Annotated in this window: 16 protein-coding genes; 7 read left to right on the top strand and 9 right to left on the bottom strand. The window is 72.4% G+C overall.

Features of this window, described 5'->3' with window-relative positions:
* Window positions 1–23: 23 nt before the first annotated feature.
* Together JNO54_RS01000 and JNO54_RS01005 are read left to right on the top strand one after the other, a co-directional pair.
* Window positions 24–821 carry an exodeoxyribonuclease III gene (locus JNO54_RS01000; RefSeq protein WP_204142212.1) on the top strand — a complete coding sequence of 266 codons (798 nt, stop codon included), beginning with the start codon at window positions 24–26 and terminating at the stop codon, window positions 819–821.
* On the top strand, window positions 818–1717 hold the full coding sequence (locus tag JNO54_RS01005) for an alpha/beta fold hydrolase (protein ID WP_204142213.1): 900 nt from the start codon (window positions 818–820) through the stop codon (window positions 1715–1717). The genes JNO54_RS01000 and JNO54_RS01005 overlap by 4 nt, the downstream gene beginning before the upstream one ends.
* Window positions 1718–1745: 28 nt before the next feature.
* On the opposite strand, the gene JNO54_RS01010 is transcribed toward JNO54_RS01005, so the two are convergent.
* From JNO54_RS01010 to clpB, 4 genes are all read right to left on the bottom strand, one after another.
* Window positions 1746–3488 carry an MFS transporter gene (locus JNO54_RS01010; RefSeq protein WP_204142214.1) on the bottom strand — a complete coding sequence of 581 codons (1743 nt, stop codon included), beginning with the start codon at window positions 3486–3488 and terminating at the stop codon, window positions 1746–1748.
* Window positions 3485–4174: an LppX_LprAFG lipoprotein gene (locus JNO54_RS01015; protein WP_204142215.1), complete on the bottom strand. Its 690-nt coding sequence runs from the start codon at window positions 4172–4174 to the stop codon at window positions 3485–3487. Before JNO54_RS01015 ends, JNO54_RS01010 begins: the two co-directional genes overlap by 4 nt.
* A gap of 33 nt (window positions 4175–4207) precedes the next feature.
* Entirely contained in the window at window positions 4208–5278 is a 1071-nt protein-coding gene (locus JNO54_RS01020; protein ID WP_204142216.1) for an FAD-dependent monooxygenase, read from the bottom strand.
* A 79-nt stretch (window positions 5279–5357) separates the two neighbouring features.
* On the bottom strand, window positions 5358–7928 hold the full coding sequence (gene clpB, locus JNO54_RS01025) for an ATP-dependent chaperone ClpB (protein WP_204142217.1): 2571 nt from the start codon (window positions 7926–7928) through the stop codon (window positions 5358–5360).
* Window positions 7929–8069: 141 nt separating this feature from the next.
* On the opposite strand from clpB, the gene JNO54_RS01030 reads away from it, so the two are divergent.
* Window positions 8070–9215 carry a thiolase family protein gene (locus JNO54_RS01030; protein WP_204142218.1) on the top strand — a complete coding sequence of 382 codons (1146 nt, stop codon included), beginning with the start codon at window positions 8070–8072 and terminating at the stop codon, window positions 9213–9215.
* On the opposite strand, the gene JNO54_RS01035 is transcribed toward JNO54_RS01030, so the two are convergent.
* A complete protein-coding gene (locus JNO54_RS01035) occupies window positions 9212–10372 on the bottom strand; it encodes a CaiB/BaiF CoA transferase family protein (protein ID WP_204142219.1) in 1161 nt (386 codons plus the stop codon). The two genes, JNO54_RS01030 and JNO54_RS01035, sit on opposite strands and share 4 nt — an antisense overlap.
* 1 nt (window position 10373) lies before the next feature.
* Window positions 10374–11723 (bottom strand): NADP-specific glutamate dehydrogenase, encoded by a 1350-nt coding sequence (gene gdhA / locus JNO54_RS01040; protein WP_204142220.1) that lies wholly within the window; start codon window positions 11721–11723, stop codon window positions 10374–10376.
* A gap of 161 nt (window positions 11724–11884) precedes the next feature.
* Here gdhA and JNO54_RS01045 point away from each other — a divergent pair, with 161 nt between their 5' ends.
* The 3 genes from JNO54_RS01045 (at window position 11885) to JNO54_RS01055 (ending at window position 15746) form a co-directional block, all read left to right on the top strand.
* Window positions 11885–13399, top strand: coding sequence for a M28 family peptidase (locus tag JNO54_RS01045; RefSeq protein WP_204142221.1), 1515 nt, complete (start codon window positions 11885–11887; stop codon window positions 13397–13399).
* A 76-nt stretch (window positions 13400–13475) separates the two neighbouring features.
* Window positions 13476–14651: an acyl-CoA dehydrogenase family protein gene (locus JNO54_RS01050; RefSeq protein ID WP_204142222.1), complete on the top strand. Its 1176-nt coding sequence runs from the start codon at window positions 13476–13478 to the stop codon at window positions 14649–14651.
* A 3-nt stretch (window positions 14652–14654) separates the two neighbouring features.
* Window positions 14655–15746, top strand: a complete 1092-nt coding sequence (locus JNO54_RS01055) for an acyl-CoA dehydrogenase family protein (RefSeq protein ID WP_204142223.1) — start codon at window positions 14655–14657, stop codon at window positions 15744–15746.
* A 4-nt stretch (window positions 15747–15750) separates the two neighbouring features.
* Here the strand turns inward: JNO54_RS01055 and JNO54_RS01060 are convergent, their stop codons facing one another.
* From JNO54_RS01060 to JNO54_RS01070, 3 genes are read right to left on the bottom strand one after another with little or no spacing between them, the layout of a single operon-like run.
* Window positions 15751–16899 (bottom strand): acyl-CoA dehydrogenase family protein, encoded by a 1149-nt coding sequence (locus JNO54_RS01060; protein WP_204142224.1) that lies wholly within the window; start codon window positions 16897–16899, stop codon window positions 15751–15753.
* Window positions 16900–16919: 20 nt separating this feature from the next.
* A complete protein-coding gene (locus JNO54_RS01065; RefSeq protein WP_204142225.1) occupies window positions 16920–18413 on the bottom strand; it encodes an LCP family protein in 1494 nt (497 codons plus the stop codon).
* The gene (locus JNO54_RS01070) at window positions 18410–18691 is read right to left on the bottom strand and encodes a ribonuclease E inhibitor RraB (protein WP_204142226.1); all 282 of its coding nucleotides are present in this window, start codon (window positions 18689–18691) and stop codon (window positions 18410–18412) included. Before JNO54_RS01070 ends, JNO54_RS01065 begins: the two co-directional genes overlap by 4 nt.
* Window positions 18692–18851: 160 nt before the next feature.
* On the opposite strand from JNO54_RS01070, the gene JNO54_RS01075 reads away from it, so the two are divergent.
* Complete coding sequence (locus JNO54_RS01075) at window positions 18852–19943, top strand: FecCD family ABC transporter permease (RefSeq protein ID WP_307817993.1); 1092 nt, start codon at window positions 18852–18854, stop codon at window positions 19941–19943.
* Window positions 19944–19957 lie beyond the last annotated feature (14 nt).

Raw genomic sequence — 19957 nt, forward strand, 5'->3', positions numbered from 1 at the left:
GCGGCCGTGGCTAGGGTGGCCAGGTGCGTATCGCGACCTGGAACGTCAACTCCATCCGCTCCCGCGTCGACCGGGTGACCGCCTGGCTCGAGCGCTCCGACGTCGACGTCCTGCTCATGCAGGAGACGAAGGCCAAGGACGAGCAGTTCCCCTACCTCCCCTTCGAGGGGCTGGGCTACGAGGTCGCCCACCACGGGCTCAACCAGTGGAACGGCGTGGCCATCGTCAGCCGGGTCGGCCTCGAGGACGTCTCCGTCGGCTTCCCCGACCTGCCCGGCTGGGGCGAGCCGGCCGCACCCGAGGCGCGAGCGATCGGCGCGACCTGCCAGGGCGTGCGGCTGTGGAGCCTCTACGTTCCCAACGGCCGCACCCTGGAGGACCCGCACCTCGAGTACAAGCTGCACTGGCTCGACGTGCTCCGGGCCCAGACGCAGGCGTGGCGCGAGGCGCACCCGGACCTGCCGCTCGCCCTGGGCGGCGACTGGAACATCGCCCCGCAGGATGACGACGTGTGGGACATGGCCGCCTTCGACGGCAAGACGCACGTCTCGCCGCGCGAGCGGGCCGCCTTCCAGGCCTTCCTCGACGACGGCATGGTCGACGTCGTCCGGCCGCACGCACCCGGCCCGGGCGTCTACACGTACTGGGACTACCAGCAGCTCGCCTTCCCCAAGCGGCGCGGCATGCGGATCGACTTCGTCCTCGGCACCCCGTCGCTCGCGGAGCGCGTCACCGGCGCGGCGATCGACCGCGAGGAGCGCAAGGGCAAGGGCGCGAGCGACCACGCCCCCGTGGTCGTCGAGCTCGAGGACCGGGTATGACCAGCCTGCGGCACGAGGACGAGGTCCCCGGGGTCTCGGTCACGACGCGGACCGTGACCACGCCGGACGGGGCCCGGCTGCACGTCGTCGACCACACCCCGTCCGGGCGCCACGAGGACCTGCCCACCGTCGTCCTGGCGCACGGCTGGAACCTCGACCGGACGACGTGGGACCGCGTCGTCCGCGAGCTCCAGGCCCGGCACGCGGTCCGGGTCGTCACCTACGACCAGCCGGGGCACGGACGCTCCAGCCTGGGCCGCGAGCGACGCCCGACGGTCCGCGGGCTCGGCGAGGCGCTGCACCAGGTGCTCGCCGACGTCGCGCCCCACGGCCGGGTCGTCCTCGGCGGCCACTCGATGGGCGGCATGACGCTCATGGCGTACGCGGGGGCACACCCCGACGAGCTCCACGCGCGGACCGCCGGGGTCCTGCTCGTCGCGACCACCCCCGAGCTCGCCTCGCTGCGGCGCCCGGTCCGGGGCGAGGGGGTCCTCATGGGCCTGCAGGCGGCTCTGCCGCCCGGTGCTCCCTCCCTGCGGATGCGCCGGACGATGATCCGCTCGACCCTCTTCGGCGCGACGGCACCCGATGCCGATGTCGACGAGGTGGCCCGCATCGTCAACGGGACGAGAGCCCGGACGACCGGCCGCTACTTCAAGGCGCTCCTCGGGCACGACGAGATCGCCAACCTCCGGGTGCTCGTCGGCATCCCCACCGTCGTCATGGCCGGCGGGCGCGACCGGCTCACCCCGGCGAAGTGGTCACGGCGCTACCACGAGCGCATCCCGGGCGCACACCTCGACGTCGTCGAGGACGCCGGCCACATGCTGACCTACGAGGCGACGGGACGGGTCGTCGACCATCTCGAGGCGCTGCTCCTCGGCCAGGTGGCCTGAGCCCCGGGCAGGTCCCCGGCCCAGCAGATCAGAGGCCGGCTGCACGGCCCTCGCGACGGACCCGCTCGGGGACACGACCGAGGGTGAGCAGCGCGACGACCGCCCCGACGCCGGCGGCGAGCGCCGCCCCGAGGAAGACCGTCTCGACCTGGATCATCGCGGTCTCGATGAGAGCCGCCCCCGACGTCCGTTGCTCCGGGGGCAGCGCGTCGATCGCCGCGTAGTAGCGATTGAGCCCGATGCCGGTGAGCAGCGCGAGCCCGACGACCATGCCGATCATCCGCGCGACGACGACGAGCGAGCTCGCCGTGCCGTGGGCATGCTCCGGCGAGTCGGCCAGCGCCGCGTCGTTGACCGGGGCGAGCGCAAGACCGGCGCCCAGACCGACGGCCACGAGCACGACCGTCACGCTCACCGTCTGGTCGAGCGAGTCCTGCCCCCAGGTCGACATGACCCCGAGGCCCACGGCCATGAGCGCCAGCCCGGCGCCCGCGACATAGCCGGCGCCGAGCCGGGAGAGGAGCCAGCCGCCGAGGAAGGCACCCACGGGGACCGCGACGAGGAAGCGCACGAGCACCATCGCCGCGTGCGTCTGCCCCCCGTCGGTCGTGAGTCGCGCGAGGAGCGGCACGTCGACGATGACCGACACGAGCGCGACACCGACGAGCAGGGAGACGGCCAGGGCCCAGGGCATGCGGCCGGTGAAGGTCCCCCGCGGGACGAGCGGGTCCGCCGCCGTGCGGTGCCGCCACACGTAGAGGACCGTCGCGAGGACCGCGACGGGGAGCAACGCGTAGCCGAGCGGCCCGACGACCTCCTCCTCCGGGTTCGCAGCGGCGAAGGTGAGCACGACGCAGCCCAGCGCGGTCCCGAGCAGCAGCGCGCCGAGGAGGTCGCCGGATCGCAGCGGGGGCCACCAACGGTGCCGGGTCAGCGCGAGCGCCACGACGCCGAGGACCAGGGCCAGCACGCCGATGGGGGTGAGCAGCCGGTGCGACGCCGACCCGAAGGGGACGAAGGGGATGCCGAGGGTGACATCGCTGGCCAGCGCACGGGGTGCTGCGAGCGCGAGCCAGAGCGTGGCGACGGCGAGCGCGCCGAGCACGCCACCCCACAGGCCCGTACGTCCCGTCGCCGCTGCCGGAGGCGGTCCCGGCTGCTGCTCGCTGCCCCGGGTGATCACCGCGAGGACCACGGCCAGGACGATGCCGAGGACGACGTTGAGCCAGAAGATCGCCCGCCAGTCGGCGACGGCGAGGACCGCCGCGCCGAGGACGGGACCGATCACCGACCCGACCTCCTGGACCGCGCCGACGACCCCGAGCGGGACACCGCGGCGCCCGACCGGCCAGAGGTCGGCGACGATCGCCAGCGTCGCCGGGACGAGGCCGCCGCCGCCGATGCCCTGGACCACGCGGCCCGCGACGAGGACGTCGAGGTCGACGGCGAGCGCCGTGACGCCCGACCCGAGGATGAAGAGGCTCATGCAGACGAGCAGGATCCGGCTGCGCGAGACGATGTCGGCCAGTCGACCGATGAGGGGCAGCACGGCGATGTAGCCGAGGAGGAAGCCCGAGATGATGGGTGTCGCCCTCTGCAGGCTGTCGAGGGTGAGCCCGACCCCCTCCATCATGTCGGTGAGCGCGAGGACGACGACGTAGGTGTCGGCGGCGGCGAGGGCCACCGCAGTCGAGGCGACCGCGAGGAGGACGCGCGGGTCGGGCGAGCGCGGCTCGACCGAGCGTGCGGCAGGGGTGCGGGCGGGGCTCACGCCGGCTCGTCGACCGTGACGTTCTTGCCGTAGTCGGAGAGCGTGACGGTGAAGGTCATCGTGTGCCCCTCGTAGAACTCGCCGACGATCTCGGCGGAGCGCACCTCGCCGGACTCCGGCTCGATGCCGTAGGTGACGTCGAAGGTGTCGGCCTCCTTGCCGAGGAGGAAGAGCCGCTCGACCGAGGCCGCCGGGAGCTTGCCGGAGTACGTCTGCACGACGACCTTGCCCTCGCGCGACTCCTCCCCCGCCGTGAGCGCGTCTGTCTCGCTGATGAGCTGGCCGATCCCGGTCCCCGGGCGGAAGAACTCGGCCGGGTTGGGCGCCCCGAGGGTCGACATCTCGACCGGGTTGTAGTCCTTGGTGAAGAAGGACATCCAGGTCTGCTCGTCGATCGCGATGAGCGAGATGCCGGCGGGGTTGCCCTGGATGACTCCCGAGATCTCGCCGGTGAAGGCCGGCCGGTCGGCGCTCACGACACCGTCACCGACCGCCTTCGACACCCCGTCGCGGCCCTTGGGCAGGCCAGAGCTCCGCAGGTCGATGTGGAGGGCGCCGGCCTGGTCGAAGCGTTGGGTGGCGATCCGCTTCGCCTCGTCGGGCGGGGCGGCGTCCGAGCCGCCGGAGCACCCGCCCACCGCGAGGAGCAGGGCAGGGGCGAGGGCCAGGAGGGCTCGGCGACGCATGGGGGTCAACCTAGCCGGGGTGGGCCGTCCCGGTCAGCGGCTGCGCCGAGTGTCTCGTCTGCCGGCGACGGCGCGCAGCGCCCGGTCCCGAAGGGGTGCCAGCCGGGTCGTCGTCGCGACGCGCAGGGCGGGGGTGGCCGCCAGCCGGAAGCCCTGACCGAGGAGCAGGCGGCGGCGCTCGTAGCCAGCCGGGCCGCGCGTCGGGCCGTGACGCTCGAGCATCTGCGCCAGGACCGCGGCGTCGCGGATCGCCTCGCAGGCACCGCGGCCGAGGTTCGGGGTCATGGCATGGGCGGCGTCGCCGAGGAGGACGGCCCGGTGCCCGGCTCGCTCGGCGACGAGCCTCGGGCGCGGCGGGGTGACGAGCAGGCGTTGCGCGCCGGCCGTCCGCGGTGTCACCCGCGCGAGCACCCCGCCGACCTCCGGCGCCCAGCTCGCAAAGCGTTCCGTGGCGTCGGCGAGCAGGGGCGCGGCGCCGGCGTCCTCGGGGGCCGCATCGCTGCGGAAGGCGGCGAACCAGTTCGTCCCGTGCGGGTGCGGGGTGATGCCGAAGAGCTGACCCGGGCCCCAGTACTCCGTCGTCGTGGAGGTCGTGCCGTCGAGGACGCCCCGCAGCGCCACCCAGCCGGTGTCGGTCGGGTCGCTGCCCGGCCAGGTGGCGCGGCGGACGATGCTGCGGACGCCGTCGGCGCCGACGACGAGGTCTGCGCCGAGCTCGTCGGCGAGGGCGAAGGGGTCGGCGACCTCCTCGGTCCGTCGCTCGGCCTCGGCAGGGACGGCCGCGTCGAGCATCGCGAGAAGGTCAGGGCGCGCGACGAGACGGAGGGGGGATCCCCCGTCGTGCCGGGCGAGGAGGGTCCCGCCGGGGGATCGGAGGGAGACCCCACCGGCCGGGCACGTGCTCCCGGCGAGCCGGTCGGCGTGGCCGAGTCGCTCGAGGGCGCGCACCGCCGAGGGCCAGAGAAGGAGCGCGGACCCGTAGGCCGCCCGCTCGGGACGGCCCTCGACGACGGTGACCCGCCAACGCTCCGGGGCGAGCGCGCCGGCGAGGGTGAGCCCCGCGACGCCACCCCCGATGATGAGGACGTGCGGTCGCGGGGCCATGCCCCCAGTCTGCCGATCAAGCTCTTGCGTCCGCCACGGTGGGCTGCTGAGCCCCACCGTGGCGGACGTTGCGCGAGGGTCAGCGCAGGACGAGCCCCTCGCCCTCGACGTCGGCGGCGTCGACCGTGACGGTCTGCCCGTCGCGGACCTCCCCGGCGAGGAGCGCGGTGGCCAGACGGTCGCCGATCTCCTTCTGCACGAGGCGGCGCAGCGGCCGGGCGCCGTACGCGGGGTCGTAGCCCTTCTCGGCGAGCCAGGCGCGGGCCGCGTCGGTCACCTCGAGGGTGATCCGGCGGTCGGCGAGACGGGTCGCGAGCTCGCGGACCTGGAGCTCGACGATGTGGCTCAGCTCGTCCTGGCTCAGCGGGTCGAAGATCACGACCTCGTCGAGCCGGTTGAGGAACTCGGGCTTGAAGGACGCCCGGACGGCCCCCATGACGGCCTCACGCTTGGCCTCGGGGTCCAGCAGCGGGTCGACGAGGAACTGGCTGCCGAGGTTCGAGGTCATCACGAGGATGACGTTGCGGAAGTCGACCGTGCGGCCCTGCCCGTCGGTGAGCCGTCCGTCGTCGAGCACCTGGAGGAGGATGTCGAAGGTCTCCGGGTGAGCCTTCTCGACCTCGTCGAGGAGGACGACGGAGTAGGGGCGCCGGCGGACGGCCTCGGTGAGCTGGCCGCCCTCCTCGTAGCCGACGTAGCCGGGGGGCGCACCGATGAGTCGGGCGACCGCGTGCCGCTCGGCGTACTCCGACATGTCGATCCGGACCATCGCCCGCTCGTCGTCGAAGAGGAAGTCCGCGAGGGACTTCGCCAGCTCGGTCTTGCCGACGCCGGTGGGGCCGAGGAAGAGGAAGGAGCCGGTGGGGCGGTCGGGGTCGGCGATGCCGGCCCGGCTGCGCCGCACCGCGTCCGAGACCGCGGCGACCGCGGACTGCTGGCCGATGAGGCGCGAACCGATGATCGACTCCATGGAGAGGAGCTTCTCGGTCTCGCCCTGGAGCAGACGTCCGGCGGGGATGCCGGTCCACGCGGAGATGACCTCGGCGATGTCGTCGGCGCCGACGCGCTCCTTGACCATGAGGTCGTCCCCACGGGAGAGCTCGGCCTCATCAGCGCGGGCCAGCTCCGCCTCGAGGGCGGGCACCTCGCCGTAACGGATGCGGGAGGCACCCTCGTAGTCGCCCTCGCGCTGCAGCCTCTCGGCCTGCGTCTTGAGGTCGTCGAGGCGCGCACGCAGGTCACCGATCTTGTTGAGGCCGGACTTCTCCTGCTCCCACCGGGCATTGAGCTCGGCGAGCTCCTCCTTGCGGTCCGCGAGCTCGGCCTCAAGACGCTCGAGCCGGTCACGGCTCGCGTCGTCGGTCTCCCTGGCGAGGTGGAGCTTCTCCATCTCCATCCGGTCGACGGCCCGCTGCAGCTCGTCGATCTCGACGGGGCTGGAGTCGATCTCCATCCGCAGCCGGGCCGCGGCCTCGTCGACGAGGTCGATCGCCTTGTCGGGCAGCTGGCGGCCGGTGATGTACCGGTCGGAGAGCGAGGCGGCGGCGACGAGCGCGCTGTCCTCGATCTCGACCTTGTGGTGCGCCTCGTAGCGCTCCTTGAGGCCACGGAGGATGGCGATGGTGTCGGGCACGCTCGGCTCACCGACGAAGACCTGCTGGAAGCGGCGCTCCAGCGCCGGGTCCTTCTCGATGTTCGTGCGGAACTCGTCGAGCGTCGTCGCACCGACGAGCCGCAGCTCGCCGCGGGCGAGCATCGGCTTGAGCATGTTGCCCGCGTCCATCGAGCTGTCGCCGGAGGCGCCGGCCCCGACGACGGTGTGGATCTCGTCGATGAAGGTGATGATCTCGCCGTCGCTGGCGCGGATCTCCTCGAGGACGGACTTCAGCCGCTCCTCGAACTCGCCGCGGTACTTCGCGCCGGCGACCATCGCTCCGAGGTCGAGGGCGATGAGCCTCTTGTCCCGCAGGGACTCCGGCACGTCGCCGTCGACGATGCGCTGGGCGAGCCCCTCGACGACGGCGGTCTTGCCGACGCCGGGGTCGCCGATGAGGACGGGGTTGTTCTTCGTGCGACGGGAGAGGACCTGGACGACCCGGCGGATCTCGCTGTCCCGGCCGATGACCGGGTCCAGCTTGCCCTCGCGGGCGACCTCGGTGAGGTCGGTGCCGTACTCGGCGAGCGCCTCGCCCCCTTCGGCCGGGGTCTCGGAGGTGACCTTGCGGCCGCCTCGGAGCTCCTCGATCTTCTTCTCCATGTCGGCGGCGCCGCGCTTCTCGACGGCGGCGAGGTGGCCGCCCTCGGCGAGGGCGAGGAGGAGGAGGTCGAAGGCCAGGTAGCTGTCCCCCTTCGCCTGCATGAGGGTGTTCGCGGCCTGGAGGACGCCCAGCGCGTCACGACCGAAGGTCGGCGCCTGGGCGGTCGAGCCGGCGACCTTGGGCACACCGGCGACCGCGCGGTCGGCCTGGCCGAGGACGTGCTGGGCTCCTGTGCCGGCGGCCTGGAGCAGGGTGTCGGCCTGGGCGGTGTCGACCCGCAGGAGCGCGGAGACGAGGTGCGAAGGGGTGATCTCGGTGTGGCCGTCGGTCTGGGCGGAGCGCTGGGCGAGGGCGAGCGCCTCGGCGACCTTGGTGGTCGGCTTGAGGTCCATGGGTCTCCTCGGGGTCGTGGTCTGGACTCACCAGTGACAACGATCCCAGGGTTGAGTCCATTCCGCTCAACTTTCGGGCAGGCCTACGATCTGGGGACCGCGGCCGCCCGCGGCACCCACCCCGACCCGGAGGTCCACCTCATGCCCGAAGCCGTCATCGTCAGCGCCGTGCGCAGCCCCGTCGGTCGCCGCAACGGCGCCCTGAGCGAGCTCCACCCCGTCGACCTCGGCGCGCAGGTCCTCCAGGGTCTCGTCGAGCGGGTCGGGGTCGACCCGTCGGTCGTCGACGACGTCATCTGGGGGTGCGTCACGCAGGCCGGGGAGCAGGCCGCCGACATCGCCCGGACGACGGTCCTCGCGGCGGGCTGGCCGATCGAGGTGCCGGGCGTGACGATCGACCGGCAGTGCGGCTCCTCGCAGCAGTCGCTGCACTTCGCGGTCGCCGGTGTCGTCGCCGGGCACTACGACGCGGTCGTCGCCGGCGGCGTCGAGTCGATGACCCGGGCCCCGATGGGCTCCTCGGGCGGCGACGCCGACTACCTCGGCCCGGCCTTCCTCGAGCGCTTCGACGGCGTGCGGCCGCACCAGGGCATCGGCGCCGAGATGATCGCCGAGCAGTGGGGCCTGACCCGCGAGCAGTGCGACCGGTTCGCCCTCGAGAGCCACGCCCGCGCAGCGGCTGCGCAGGACGCCGGCGCCTTCGACGAGCAGATCGTGCCCGTCACCCTGCCCGACGGCACCGTGGTGAGCCAGGACGAAGGGGTCCGCCGCGGCGGTACCCTGGAGGCGCTCGGCGAGCTGCGCACCGTCTTCCGCGAGGACGGCGTCATCACCGCGGCGAACTCCTCGCAGATGTCCGACGGCGCCGCCGCCGTGCTCGTGATGTCCGCCGACAGGGCGGCCGAGCTCGGCCTCACCCCGCTCGCCCGGGTGCACACGGCGGTCGTCGTCGGCTCCGACCCGGTGATGATGCTCACCGGCCCGATCCCCGCGACGCACAAGGCGCTCGAGCGCTCCGGGCTCGCGCTCGAGGAGATCGACACCTTCGAGGTCAACGAGGCCTTCGCGCCCGTCGCCCTGGCCTGGCTCCAGGAGATCGGCGCCGACCCCGCGCGGCTCAACCCCGAGGGTGGGGCGATCGCGCTCGGGCACCCGCTCGGTGGCTCGGGTGCCCGGCTGACGACGACGATGATCCACCGGATGCGCCGTGAGGGTCAGCGCTACGGGCTGCAGACGATGTGCGAGGGCGGCGGTCAGGCCAACGCGACGATCATCGAGGCGCTCTAGCCCGGGCTCGGGCGGCTCTGGGCCTGGCGGACGGCACCGCCGACCTGGAGCTCCGAGAGGCGGTCCGCCAACCCGATCTCGGCGAGGATCGCCTCGGTGTCGGCGCCGGGGGCCGGCGCGGGCTCCGGGACGGCCGCCGGGGTCGCCGAGAAGCGCGGCACGGGTGCCGGCTGGGTCTGGCCGCCGACGTCGACGAAGGTCCCCCGGGCCTGGTTGTGCGGGTGCTCGGGTGCCTCGTCGAGGTCGAGCACCGGCTGGACGCAGGCGTCGGTGTCGCCGAAGGTCTCGACCCACTCGGCCCGGGTGCGGGTGGCGAAGGTCGACGCGAGGAGATCGTGGGTCGCCGGCCAGGTGCCTGCGTCCATCTGCGCCTGCACCGACAGCTTGTCGGTGAGCCCGAGCCCTTCGAGCAGCAGGCGGTAGAACTGCGGCTCGATCGCCCCGACCGCGACGTAGCCCCCGTCGGCGCAGCGGTAGGTCCGGTAGAAGGGCGCCCCTCCGTCGAGGACGTTGCTGCCGCGCTCGAGGCTCCAGGCACCGACGGCCCGGAAGCCGTAGATCATCGCCATCAACGACGCCGCCCCCTCGACCATCGAGGCGTCGACGACCTGCCCGCGACCGGTCTCCCGGGCGCTGTGCAGCGCGGCGAGGATCCCGACGGCCATGAGCATCCCGCCCCCGCCGAAGTCCGCGACGAGGTTGAGCGGCACGGTCGGCGGGGCTCCGCGCTCACCGATCGAGGCGAGCGCACCGGACAGCGCGACGTAGGTGATGTCGTGCCCCGCACGATCCGCGAGCGGACCGTCCTGCCCGTAGCCGGTCATCCGGGCGACGACGAGGCGTGGGTTCTGCGCGAGAAGCCCCTCGGGGTCGAGGCCCAGCCGCTCGAGGACACCGGGCCGGAAGCCCTCGAGCAGGACGTCGGCGGAGGCTGCGAGCCGACGGACGACGTCGAGCCCGTCGGGGTGCTTGAGGTCGACCTCGATCGAGCGGCGGCCCCGGTCGAGCACGGGGGTCGGGAGCGTGCTGCCGCCCATCCGGTCGACGCGCACGACGTCGGCGCCGAGGTCCGCGAGCAGCATCGCGCAGTACGGGGCCGGTCCGATCCCGCTGAGCTCGACGACCCGGACCCCCGCGAGCGGACCGGCGGCGGTCATCTCAGATGACGCCCATGGCGAGCATGGCGTCGGCGACCCGGATGAATCCGGCGATGTTGGCGCCCGCGGTGTAGTCGCCCGGGGAGCCGAACTCCTCGGCGGTCTCGAGGACGTTGTCGTGGATCCCCTTCATCACCTCGGCGAGCCGCTCCTCCGTGTGCTCGAAGCTCCACGAGTCGCGCGAGGCGTTCTGCTGCATCTCCAGGGCGCTCGTCGCGACGCCGCCGGCGTTGGCGGCCTTGCCGGGGGCGTACGCGACGCCGGCCTCCCGGAGGATCCGCACGGCAGCCGGGGTGCACGGCATGTTGGCACCCTCCGCGACGAGCCGGACTCCCCCCTTCGCCAGGGCCGTGGCGTCCGCCTCGAGGAGCTCGTTCTCCGTCGCGCACGGCAGGGCGATGTCGCACTGGACGTCCCAGATCGAGCCGTCCGAGACGAGGGTGGCGCCGCTGCGCTCGGCCGCGTAGTCGCTGATCCGGCCGCGGCGGACCTCCTTGACGTCCTTGAGCAGGGCAAGGTCGATACCGGCCTCGTCGACGACGTAGCCGGAGGAGTCGCTCGCCGCGACGACGATGCCGCCAAGCTGGTGGACCTTCTCGATCGCGTAGACGGCGACGTTGCCCGAGCCCGAGACGACGACCCGCTTGCCGTCGAAGGACTCCCCCTTCGCCTTGAGCATCTCGTCGGCGAAGAAGACGGTGCCGTAGCCGGTCGCCTCGGTGCGGGCCTGCGAGCCGCCCCAGGTGAGGCCCTTGCCCGTAAGAACACCGGCCTCGTACTGGTTGGTGATCCGCTTGTACTGCCCGAAGAGGTAGCCGATCTCGCGGCCGCCGACGCCGATGTCGCCCGCGGGGACGTCACGGTACTCACCGATGTGGCGGTAGAGCTCGGTCATGAAGGACTGGCAGAAGCGCATGATCTCGCCGTTGCTGCGGCCCTTCGGGTCGAAGTCCGACCCGCCCTTGCCGCCGCCGATCGGCATGCCGGTGAGCGCGTTCTTGAAGATCTGCTCGAAGCCGAGGAACTTCACGATGCCGAGGTAGACGCTCGGGTGGAAGCGCAGACCACCCTTGTACGGGCCGAGCGCGGAGTTGAACTCGACGCGGAAGCCGCGGTTGATTTGGACGCGTCCCTCGTCGTCGACCCACGGCACGCGGAAGATGATCTGACGCTCGGGCTCGCAGATCCGCTGGATGATCGAGGCCTGCGCGTACTCGGGCCGCTTGTCGACGACAGGGGCCAGCGACTCGAGGACCTCGCGCACCGCCTGGTGGAACTCGTCCTCGCCGGCGTTGCGGCGCAGGACCTCGTCGAAGACAGGCTCGAGGTCGGGGTGAAGAGGAGCGGTCATGGGGGGATGGTGACATCTTCCGCAGGTCAGGGGCCCAGGCGTTCTCTTGGCGAGACCGGCAGGAGGGCGGTCTTCTCCGGATGCGGCCCCGTCGTTCCTGACCTAACGTACGCCGTTATGACCTGGGACACACCCGGGCCGTCACCCCCACCGGAGGATCAATGAAGACCCGAAGGACGTTCGCCGTCACCGCCAGCACCGCCGCCCTGACCCTGGCCACCGCCACGATCGCCAGCGGACCGGCCGTCGCGCAGAACATCAACACCCCCGACAAGATGACCAAGGGCATCACGGCCGACGCCGTCATGGACCACCTCGAGGCCTTCCAGGCCATCGCTGACGCCAACGGGGGCACCCGCGCCGCCGGCACGCCCGGCTACGAGGTGAGCGCCAAGTACGTCGAGAAGACGCTCAAGAAGGCCGGCTACACGACCGAGCGCCAGTACTTCCCGTTCTTCTACGAGATGGTCCACGAGACGAGCCTCACCGAGGTCTCGCCCGACGCCGGCCCGGTCGAGAACACCCCGATGTCGTACAGCCAGCCCACGCCCGAGGGTGGCGTGACCGGCGAGCTCGCCGCCCCCGCGACCGCGACCGGCTGCGACGCCGGCGCGTACGCGGGAGCCAACCTCGACGGCATGATCGCCCTCGTCAGCCGGGGAACGTGCACCTTCGGCCAGAAGGCTGCTGCCGCGCACGCCGCCGGCGCCGAGGCCGTCATCGTCTACAACAACGCCGCCGGTCCGCTCAACGGCACCCTCGGTGGGGTCATGCAGGACAGCGCGCCCGCCACCGGCGTGACGCAGGCCGTCGGCCAGGAGCTGCTCGGCAAGATGGCCAACGGCCCGGTGACGATGACCTTCATCCTCGACAAGACGATGGAGGAGCGCGAGACCTTCAACGTCATCGCGGAGACCAGGGCCGGCCGCGACGACAACGTCGTCATGGTCGGGGCCCACCTCGACGGCGCCCCTGAGGGCGCGGGCATCAACGACAACGCCTCCGGCTCGGCGGGCATCCTCGAGACCGCGGTCCAGCTCGGCAAGGCCAAGAAGCTCAACAACAAGGTCCGCTTCGCCTGGTGGGGCGCCGAGGAGCTCGGTCTCATCGGGTCGGACTACTACGTCCAGGACCTCGTGGACAACAACAAGGCCGAGCTCGAGAACATCGCGACCTACCTCAACTTCGACATGATCGCGTCGCCGAACCACATCATCGGCGTGTACGACGCGGACGAGTCGACCTACGAGGCCCCGGTCGCAGTCCCCAAGGGCTCGGCGGAGACCGAGGACGTCTTCACGGACTACTTCGACGGTATCAACCAGCCGTGGGTGGACACCGAGTTCTCCGGTCGCTCGGACTACTCGGCCTTCATCGCCAACGGCGTGCCGGCCTCGGGCCTCTTCACCGGCGCTGACGGCACGAAGACGGCCGAGGAGGTCGAGATGTTCGGCGGGACCGAGGGCGTCACGTACGACCCGAACTACCACACCGCCAAGGACGACATCCACAACATCAACGTCGAGGCGCTCGACATCATGAGCGACGCCATCGGCTACGCGACGATGTCGCTGGCCCTCGACACCAGCGCGGTCAACGGCAAGCGCAGCGCCGGCAAGTCCGGCAAGCCGCACCCGCAGGAGGACCGCGTGAAGGGTGACAAGGCAGCCGCCTGACCCTTTTTCACGCACCGCTGACGGCACCCCCTTCGTTCTCGTGACGGAGGGGGTGTCGTCGCACTATGTTCGAGCCATGCACCGACGCCTCTCCGATGCCGACGACGACTTCCGCCAGCGGATGCGGACCTATTTCACCGAGGAGTTCCCCGCCGACCTGCGCGAGAAGCAGGCCGCCGGTGAGCGGCTCGACCCCGAGGACATCCGTCGCTCGCAGGCGACGCTGCACGAGGCCGGGCTCGCCGTGCCGGGCTGGCCCACGGAGTGGGGCGGCCAGGACTGGACGGACCTGCAGAAGCACATCTGGAACAGCGAGATGCAGGCGGCCGCGGTCCCGCCGCCGCTGCCCTTCAACACCTCGATGGTCGGTCCGGTCATCGCGGCCTTCGGCTCGCAGGAGCTCAAGGAGCGGTTCCTGCCGAAGACCGCCTCGCTCGACATCTGGTGGTGCCAGGGCTTCTCCGAGCCGGGCTCCGGCTCCGACCTCGCGTCCCTGCGCACGACCGCCCGCCGGGACGGCGACGAGTACGTGGTCAACGGGCAGAAGACGTGGACGACGCTCGGCCAGCACGCTGACTGGATGTTCGTCCTCGTCCGTACCGACCCGGACGCGCCCAAGCCGCAGGCCGGCATCTCCTTCCTCCTCCTCGACATGTCGAGCCCGGGCGTGACGATCCGCCCGATCCGCACCCTCGACGGGGACGTCGAGGTCAACGAGGTCTTCTTCGACGACGTCCGGGTGCCCGCCGACCAGCTCGTCGGCGAGGAGAACAAGGGCTGGGACTACGCGAAGTTCCTCCTCGGCAACGAGCGGGTGGGGGTCGCGAGCACCGGTCTCATCAAGCGCTGGCTGGCCGACCTCAAGGAGCACGCCCGGACGATCCGCAAGGGCGAGGGCACCCTGCTCGACGACGCCGTCGTCGCCGCACGGATCGCCGAGCTGGAGGCCGACCTCGCCGCGCTCGAGCTGACCGTCATCCGGGTCTCCGGCGGCTCGACCGACGGACGCCCCAACCCGGCCAGCTCGATCCTCAAGCTCCAGGGCAGCCAGCTCCAGCAGGAGGTGCTCGAGCTCGCGATCGACGTGGCCGGCCCGATGGCGCTGTCCTGGGACGAGCTCGACGCCGTGCCCGACTGGGCCTCACGCACCGTGCCGACGTACCTCAACTACCGCAAGGCGACCATCTACGGCGGGTCGAGCGAGGTCCAGCGCGGCATCATCGCCTCCACCATCCTGAAGCTGAAGGGCTGAGCCATGGACTTCACCATCACCGACGACTCGAAGGCCCTCGCCGAGGCGGTCCGTGCCGTCGCCGGCCGCCACGGCGACCCCGCCGCCGAGGCAGGGCGGGCCGCGGCTCCCCCTTCGCTCGACAGCGGGCTGTGGCAGGCCCTCGCCGAGGTCGGCCTCGCCGGCCTGCCGTGGGCCGAGGAGGACGGCGGCCTCGGGGCCACCTGGGCCGACCTCGCGGCCGCGGTCACCGAGCTCGGTCGCGCGCGGCTGCAGACCCCGATCGCCGAGGTGTGCGTCGCGACGGCGGTCGTCGCCCGGCTCGCCTCCGACGAGGTCCGCGGCGAGATCATCGGCGGCGTCACCGAGGGCGCCGTCATCCCCGTCCCCTCGATCGCCGAGCCGCTGCGCGCATGGGGTGAGCCGGCCGAGACGACGGCGACGCAGGCAGGCGACAGCTGGACCCTCACCGGCACCAAGGCCCCCGTGCGCTACGCCTCCGGCGCGACCCACCTCGTCGTCACGGCGAGCGTCGACGGTCAGACCGGCCTCTTCCTCGTCGACGCGTCGACGGTCGAGAGCGACGAGGTCGTGCTCGAGGGGACCGCGGCCACCTTGCTCGGCACCGGCGCGGACGCGGACGTCGCCCTGACCGAGGCCGTCGCGCTCGGCGGCGTCGTCCTCGGCGCCGAGGCGCTCGGTGCGATGGAGGACGCGCTGCGGATGACCGCCGAGTACCTCGGCACGCGGGAGCAGTTCGGTCGCAAGCTCGCCGCCTTCCAGACGCTGACGCACCGGGCGGCCGACATGTACGCCCAGCTCGAGCTGGGCCGCAGCGCCGCGCTCTACGCGGCGATGCTCGCGGACGACTCGGAGCACGGCCTCGAGCTCGACGGCCTGCTGCGCTGCCGGGTGGCCGTCAACAAGGCGGCGCGGGTCATCAGCCAGGAGGCCATCCAGATGCACGGCGGCATCGGGGTGACGGCCGAGTACCCGGTCGGTCACCTGTCGGGGCGGCTCACCGAGATCAGCCGGACCTTCGGCTCGACGTCTGACCATCTCGCGGCGCTCGCGTCCCGGGTCGGCGACCACGGGAGCGTGGACCTGCTCGGCTGATAGGTCAGCGGGTCGCGCCACGCACCATCTGCTTGGCGATGATCGTCTTCTGGATCTCGCTCGTCCCCTCGTAGAGGCGGAAGAGCCGGGCGTCGCGGTAGAAGCGCGAGACCTTGACGTCCTGCATGTAGCCGAGGCCGCCGTGGATCTGCACCGCGCGGTCGGCGACGCGGTCGACCATCTCGGTGCAGAAGAGCTTGGCGCACGAGGGTCCGGTGCGGGTGTCGCTGCCGTCGTCGTAGGCGCGGGCCGCCTCGAGCACGAGGGCCCGCCCGGCGGAGGTCTCGGTCTTGCTGTCGGCGAGCATCGCCTGGACGAGCTGGAAGTCGGCGATCCGGGTGCCGCCCTGGGTCTGGTTGACCGCATGGGTGAGCGACTCCTCGACGAGCCGCTCGGCCAGGCCCACGCTGAGACCCGCGATGTGCAGTCGCCCCTTGGCCAGCGAACGCATGGCCGCGACGAAGCCGTCTCCCTCGACCCCACCGACGAGGGCGTCCGCGGCGACCCGGACGTCCTCGAGGGAGACCTCCGCGGTGTGCGCCCCGCGCTGCCCCATCTTCGCGTCGGACGGCCCCACCGTCACGCCGGGCAGCGTGGCGTCGACGACGAAGACCGAGATCCCCTTCGCGCCCTCCGTGGCGTCCCCGGTGCGGGCGAACACCATGAAGAGGTCCGCCTCCGGCGCGTTGGTGATGAAGCGCTTCTGGCCGTTGATGACGTAGCCGTCGCCGTCCTTGACCGCCCGTGTCCGCAGGCCGGAGGGGTCGGAGCCGGCGTCCGGCTCGGTGAGCGCGAAGGAGGCGACGAGCTCTCCGGCCGCCAGCCCGGGCAGGTACCTCGCCTTCTGCGCGTCGGTGCCGAAGTTCACGAGCACCTGCCCGGCGATGCCGTTGTTGGTCCCGAACATCGAGCGGAAGGCCGGGGTGGTCCGGCCGATGACCATCGCCAGCCGCACCTCCTCGGACATCGTCAGACCCAGGCCGCCGTACTCCTCCGGGAGCGCGTACCCGAAGAGGCCCATCGCCGCGGCAGCGGTGCGGATACGCGCGGGGATCGCATCGGTCTCCTCGATCTCGTCCTCGGCAGGCACGACCTCGCGCTCCACGAACGTCCGGACCGCGTCGAGGATCGCGTCGAACTCGGTGGCTTCCATGGGGCTCCTCAGATGTTGCGTCAGCAGGTGGCGGTGATGTCGCTCAGCTCGTCGGTCGGCTCCTCGGTCGTCGGTGAGGACGACGGGTCGGACGGCGAAGGGGTGGTCGTGGTCGTCGACGTGCTCGGCGCCGGCGGTCTGAGGCTGGGGTCGACCGCCTCGCGGACCATCTGGTGGATCGCCGCGTAGTCGGGCGCGGTGACGTCGATGTTGCGGTTGGTCAGCGGGAGCGACTTGATCGCGCCGCCGTCCTGGATGCGCTCGACGAGCATCGCCCAGGCGGGCAGGTCCGCCTGGGGGATGTCGACGGCGACGTTGTCGCGGAGGACGGCGGCCAGCGCGGGGTAGCGCCGCAGCATCTCGACGGGGTTCACCTGGTTGATCAGGGCCCCGACCATGCACCGCTGACGGCGCATGCGGGAGAAGTCGCCGTCGCGGCTGTCGGCGCGCGAGCGCGAGTACCAGAGCGCGTGGAACCCGTCGAGCCGCTGCACCCCGGGCTCGATGTAGCCGGTCGTGCCGACGACGACGCCGCCCTCGACCTTGCAGCCGATGCAGACGCGCTCCTTGACGTCGATCTCGACGCCGCCCATCGCATCGACGAGCTCGGTGAATCCCTTGAGGTCGATGATCGTCGAGTAGTCGATCTTCAGCCCGAGGACCTGGCTGGCCGCGTCCTTGGTCACGGTCAGGCCGGGACTGGCGTCACCCGGGAAGAGGTCGGCGTGCTCGGTCCCGAGGGTCCACACGTACTCGAAGAGGCACTCCGAGCCGCAGCTGTAGCCGTCGGGGTAGATGGCGCGCAGGGGGCTGTCGGACCCGAAGGGGATGTTCTGCAGGTTGCGCGGGATCCCGAAGAGCACCGTCCGGCCGGTGTCGGTGTCGATGCTCGCGACCATCGTCGAGTCGGGGCGCACGCCGGTGCGGCCGGGGCCGGCGTCGGAGCCGACGAGGAGGACGTTGACGTGGTCGACGTCGGCCCAGGGGTCCTCACCCTCGCCGGGCGCGGCAGCACCGTCGGGCCGGATCGCGGAGAAGACGTCGGCGATGAGCGAGCGCTGGATGAGCGCGTACCGGGTCGCCTGGGCGGCCGGGGCCGCGACGAGGAGGACGGCGAGCGAGGCGACGGCGAGCATCGCGACCCGACGACGGCCGACCACCTCGCGCGGCAGGTTGTCCCGGGCGGTCATGACGATCCCGTAGACCCAGGCGGCCGCCCCGACGAGCAGGGCGGGGACGACCCAGGCCAGCGCCTCCCGGCTCACCCCGACGCGCAGGACCGAGGCGGTCACCCCCTTCGCCAGGGCGTAGGCGACCACCCCGACGAGCCCGACGACGAAGGCCCCGAGGATCACCCGGCCGGTCCGACGGCGTGACGGGATGAGGCCGAGGCCGGGGACGAGCGTGCTCGCCGCGAGGAGGAGGTAGAAGCGGCGGACGCGGCGGGATCGGGCGCGCTCCGAGAGACCCGACCCGGGTGGGTGGTCTCGGCGGTGCTGGCCGGCGCCGCTCATGCCGGCGGCCCTGCAGACCCCTTCGGCTCGTCGTACCAGCCGTCGTGCTCGTCGGCGAGCGCGGCGAACCGCTCTCCGAGACCCTTGCCGGTCGCGCCCGTCGGGTCGTCGACCATCTCCTCGCGGACGTAGATCGCCCACTCGTGCGCCTCGGAGTCGTCCTCGCCGGCGAGCGCCTCACGGACGACCCGCACCGTGGTGAAGCCCTCGTCACGCAGCTCGTCGGCGATGCGCTCGGCGTCGTCGCGGTCCGGCAGGACGATGAGGTGCTCGGTCATGGGCCGTATCGTCCCAGGCCGGGCGCGTCGAGGGGAAGCACCGCGCCGATCGGTCCGGATGAGCGCTTGGCGGCGCCGACGAGATACGGTCGCTCTTGCGAGTCATTTGCATCTGCCGCCCCCGGCGGAGAACTACCCACCCGGCCCCAGGAGAACCACCGTGAGCACGACGCAGGAGCGCAGCGCCGCGGTGCCCCGGGACGACCTCGGGGTCCGCGCCCGCGGTCGCCGCAGCGCGTGGTGGCTCGCCGGGCTGAGCCTCGGGCTCCTCCTCACCCTCGTCGTCGCCGTCGGCATCGGCGCCGTGACCGTCCCTGCATCCACGACCTCGCGGATCATCGGGCACCACCTCTTCGGCATCGGGGAGATGACGTGGAGCCCGGCGCGCGACGGCATCATCTGGGACGTCCGGCTGCCCCGCGTGCTGCTCGGCGCAGGGGTCGGCGCCGGGCTCGCGGTGAGCGGCGTCGCGCTCCAGGCGATGGTCCGCAACGTCCTCGCCGACCCGTACCTCCTCGGGGTGAGCTCGGGCGCCTCCAGCGGCGCGGCCGCGGCGATCCTCTTCGGCGTGGGGGCCGGGCTCGGCCAGCACGCCCTGCCTGCGAGCGCCTTCGCCGGGGCGCTGCTCGCGTCGCTGCTCGTGCTCGTCGTCGCCCGGTCCGGCGGACGGGTCACGTCGATCCGGCTGCTGCTCGCCGGGGTCGCCGTCGGCTACGCCCTCTACGCCCTGACGAGCTTCCTCATCTTCGCCGCCGACTCCGCCGAGGGCTCCCGGTCGGTGCTCTTCTGGCTGCTCGGCTCGCTCGGGCTCGCGTCGTGGAGCGCGCCACTCGTCATCGTCGGCGTCGTCGTGATCGCCACCGTGCTCGCCCTGACCCACGCCGGCCGACGTCTCGATGCCCTCGCCATCGGGGACGAGACCGCGCAGACCCTCGGGCTGGCGCCAGACGCGCTCCGGGTACGCCTCCTCGTCCTCGTCTCGCTGTGCATCGGGGTCGTCGTCTCGGCCGCGGGGAGCATCGGCTTCGTCGGGCTCGTCGTCCCCCACCTTGCCCGCCGCGCCGTCGGGTCGTCGCACCGGGTCGTCGTCCCGGTCGCCGCCCTCATGGGCGCGATCCTGCTCATCTGGGCCGACGTCGTCGCCCGGACCCTCCTCCAGCCGCAGGAGATCCCCATCGGGATCCTCACCAGCCTCGTCGGCGCGCCCTTCCTCCTCGTGCTCATCCGCCGGATGCACGTCTCGTCCACCTGACCCAGGAGAGCCTC

Source organism: Janibacter endophyticus (assembly GCF_016888335.1).
Lineage (GTDB): Bacteria > Actinomycetota > Actinomycetes > Actinomycetales > Dermatophilaceae > Marihabitans > Marihabitans endophyticum.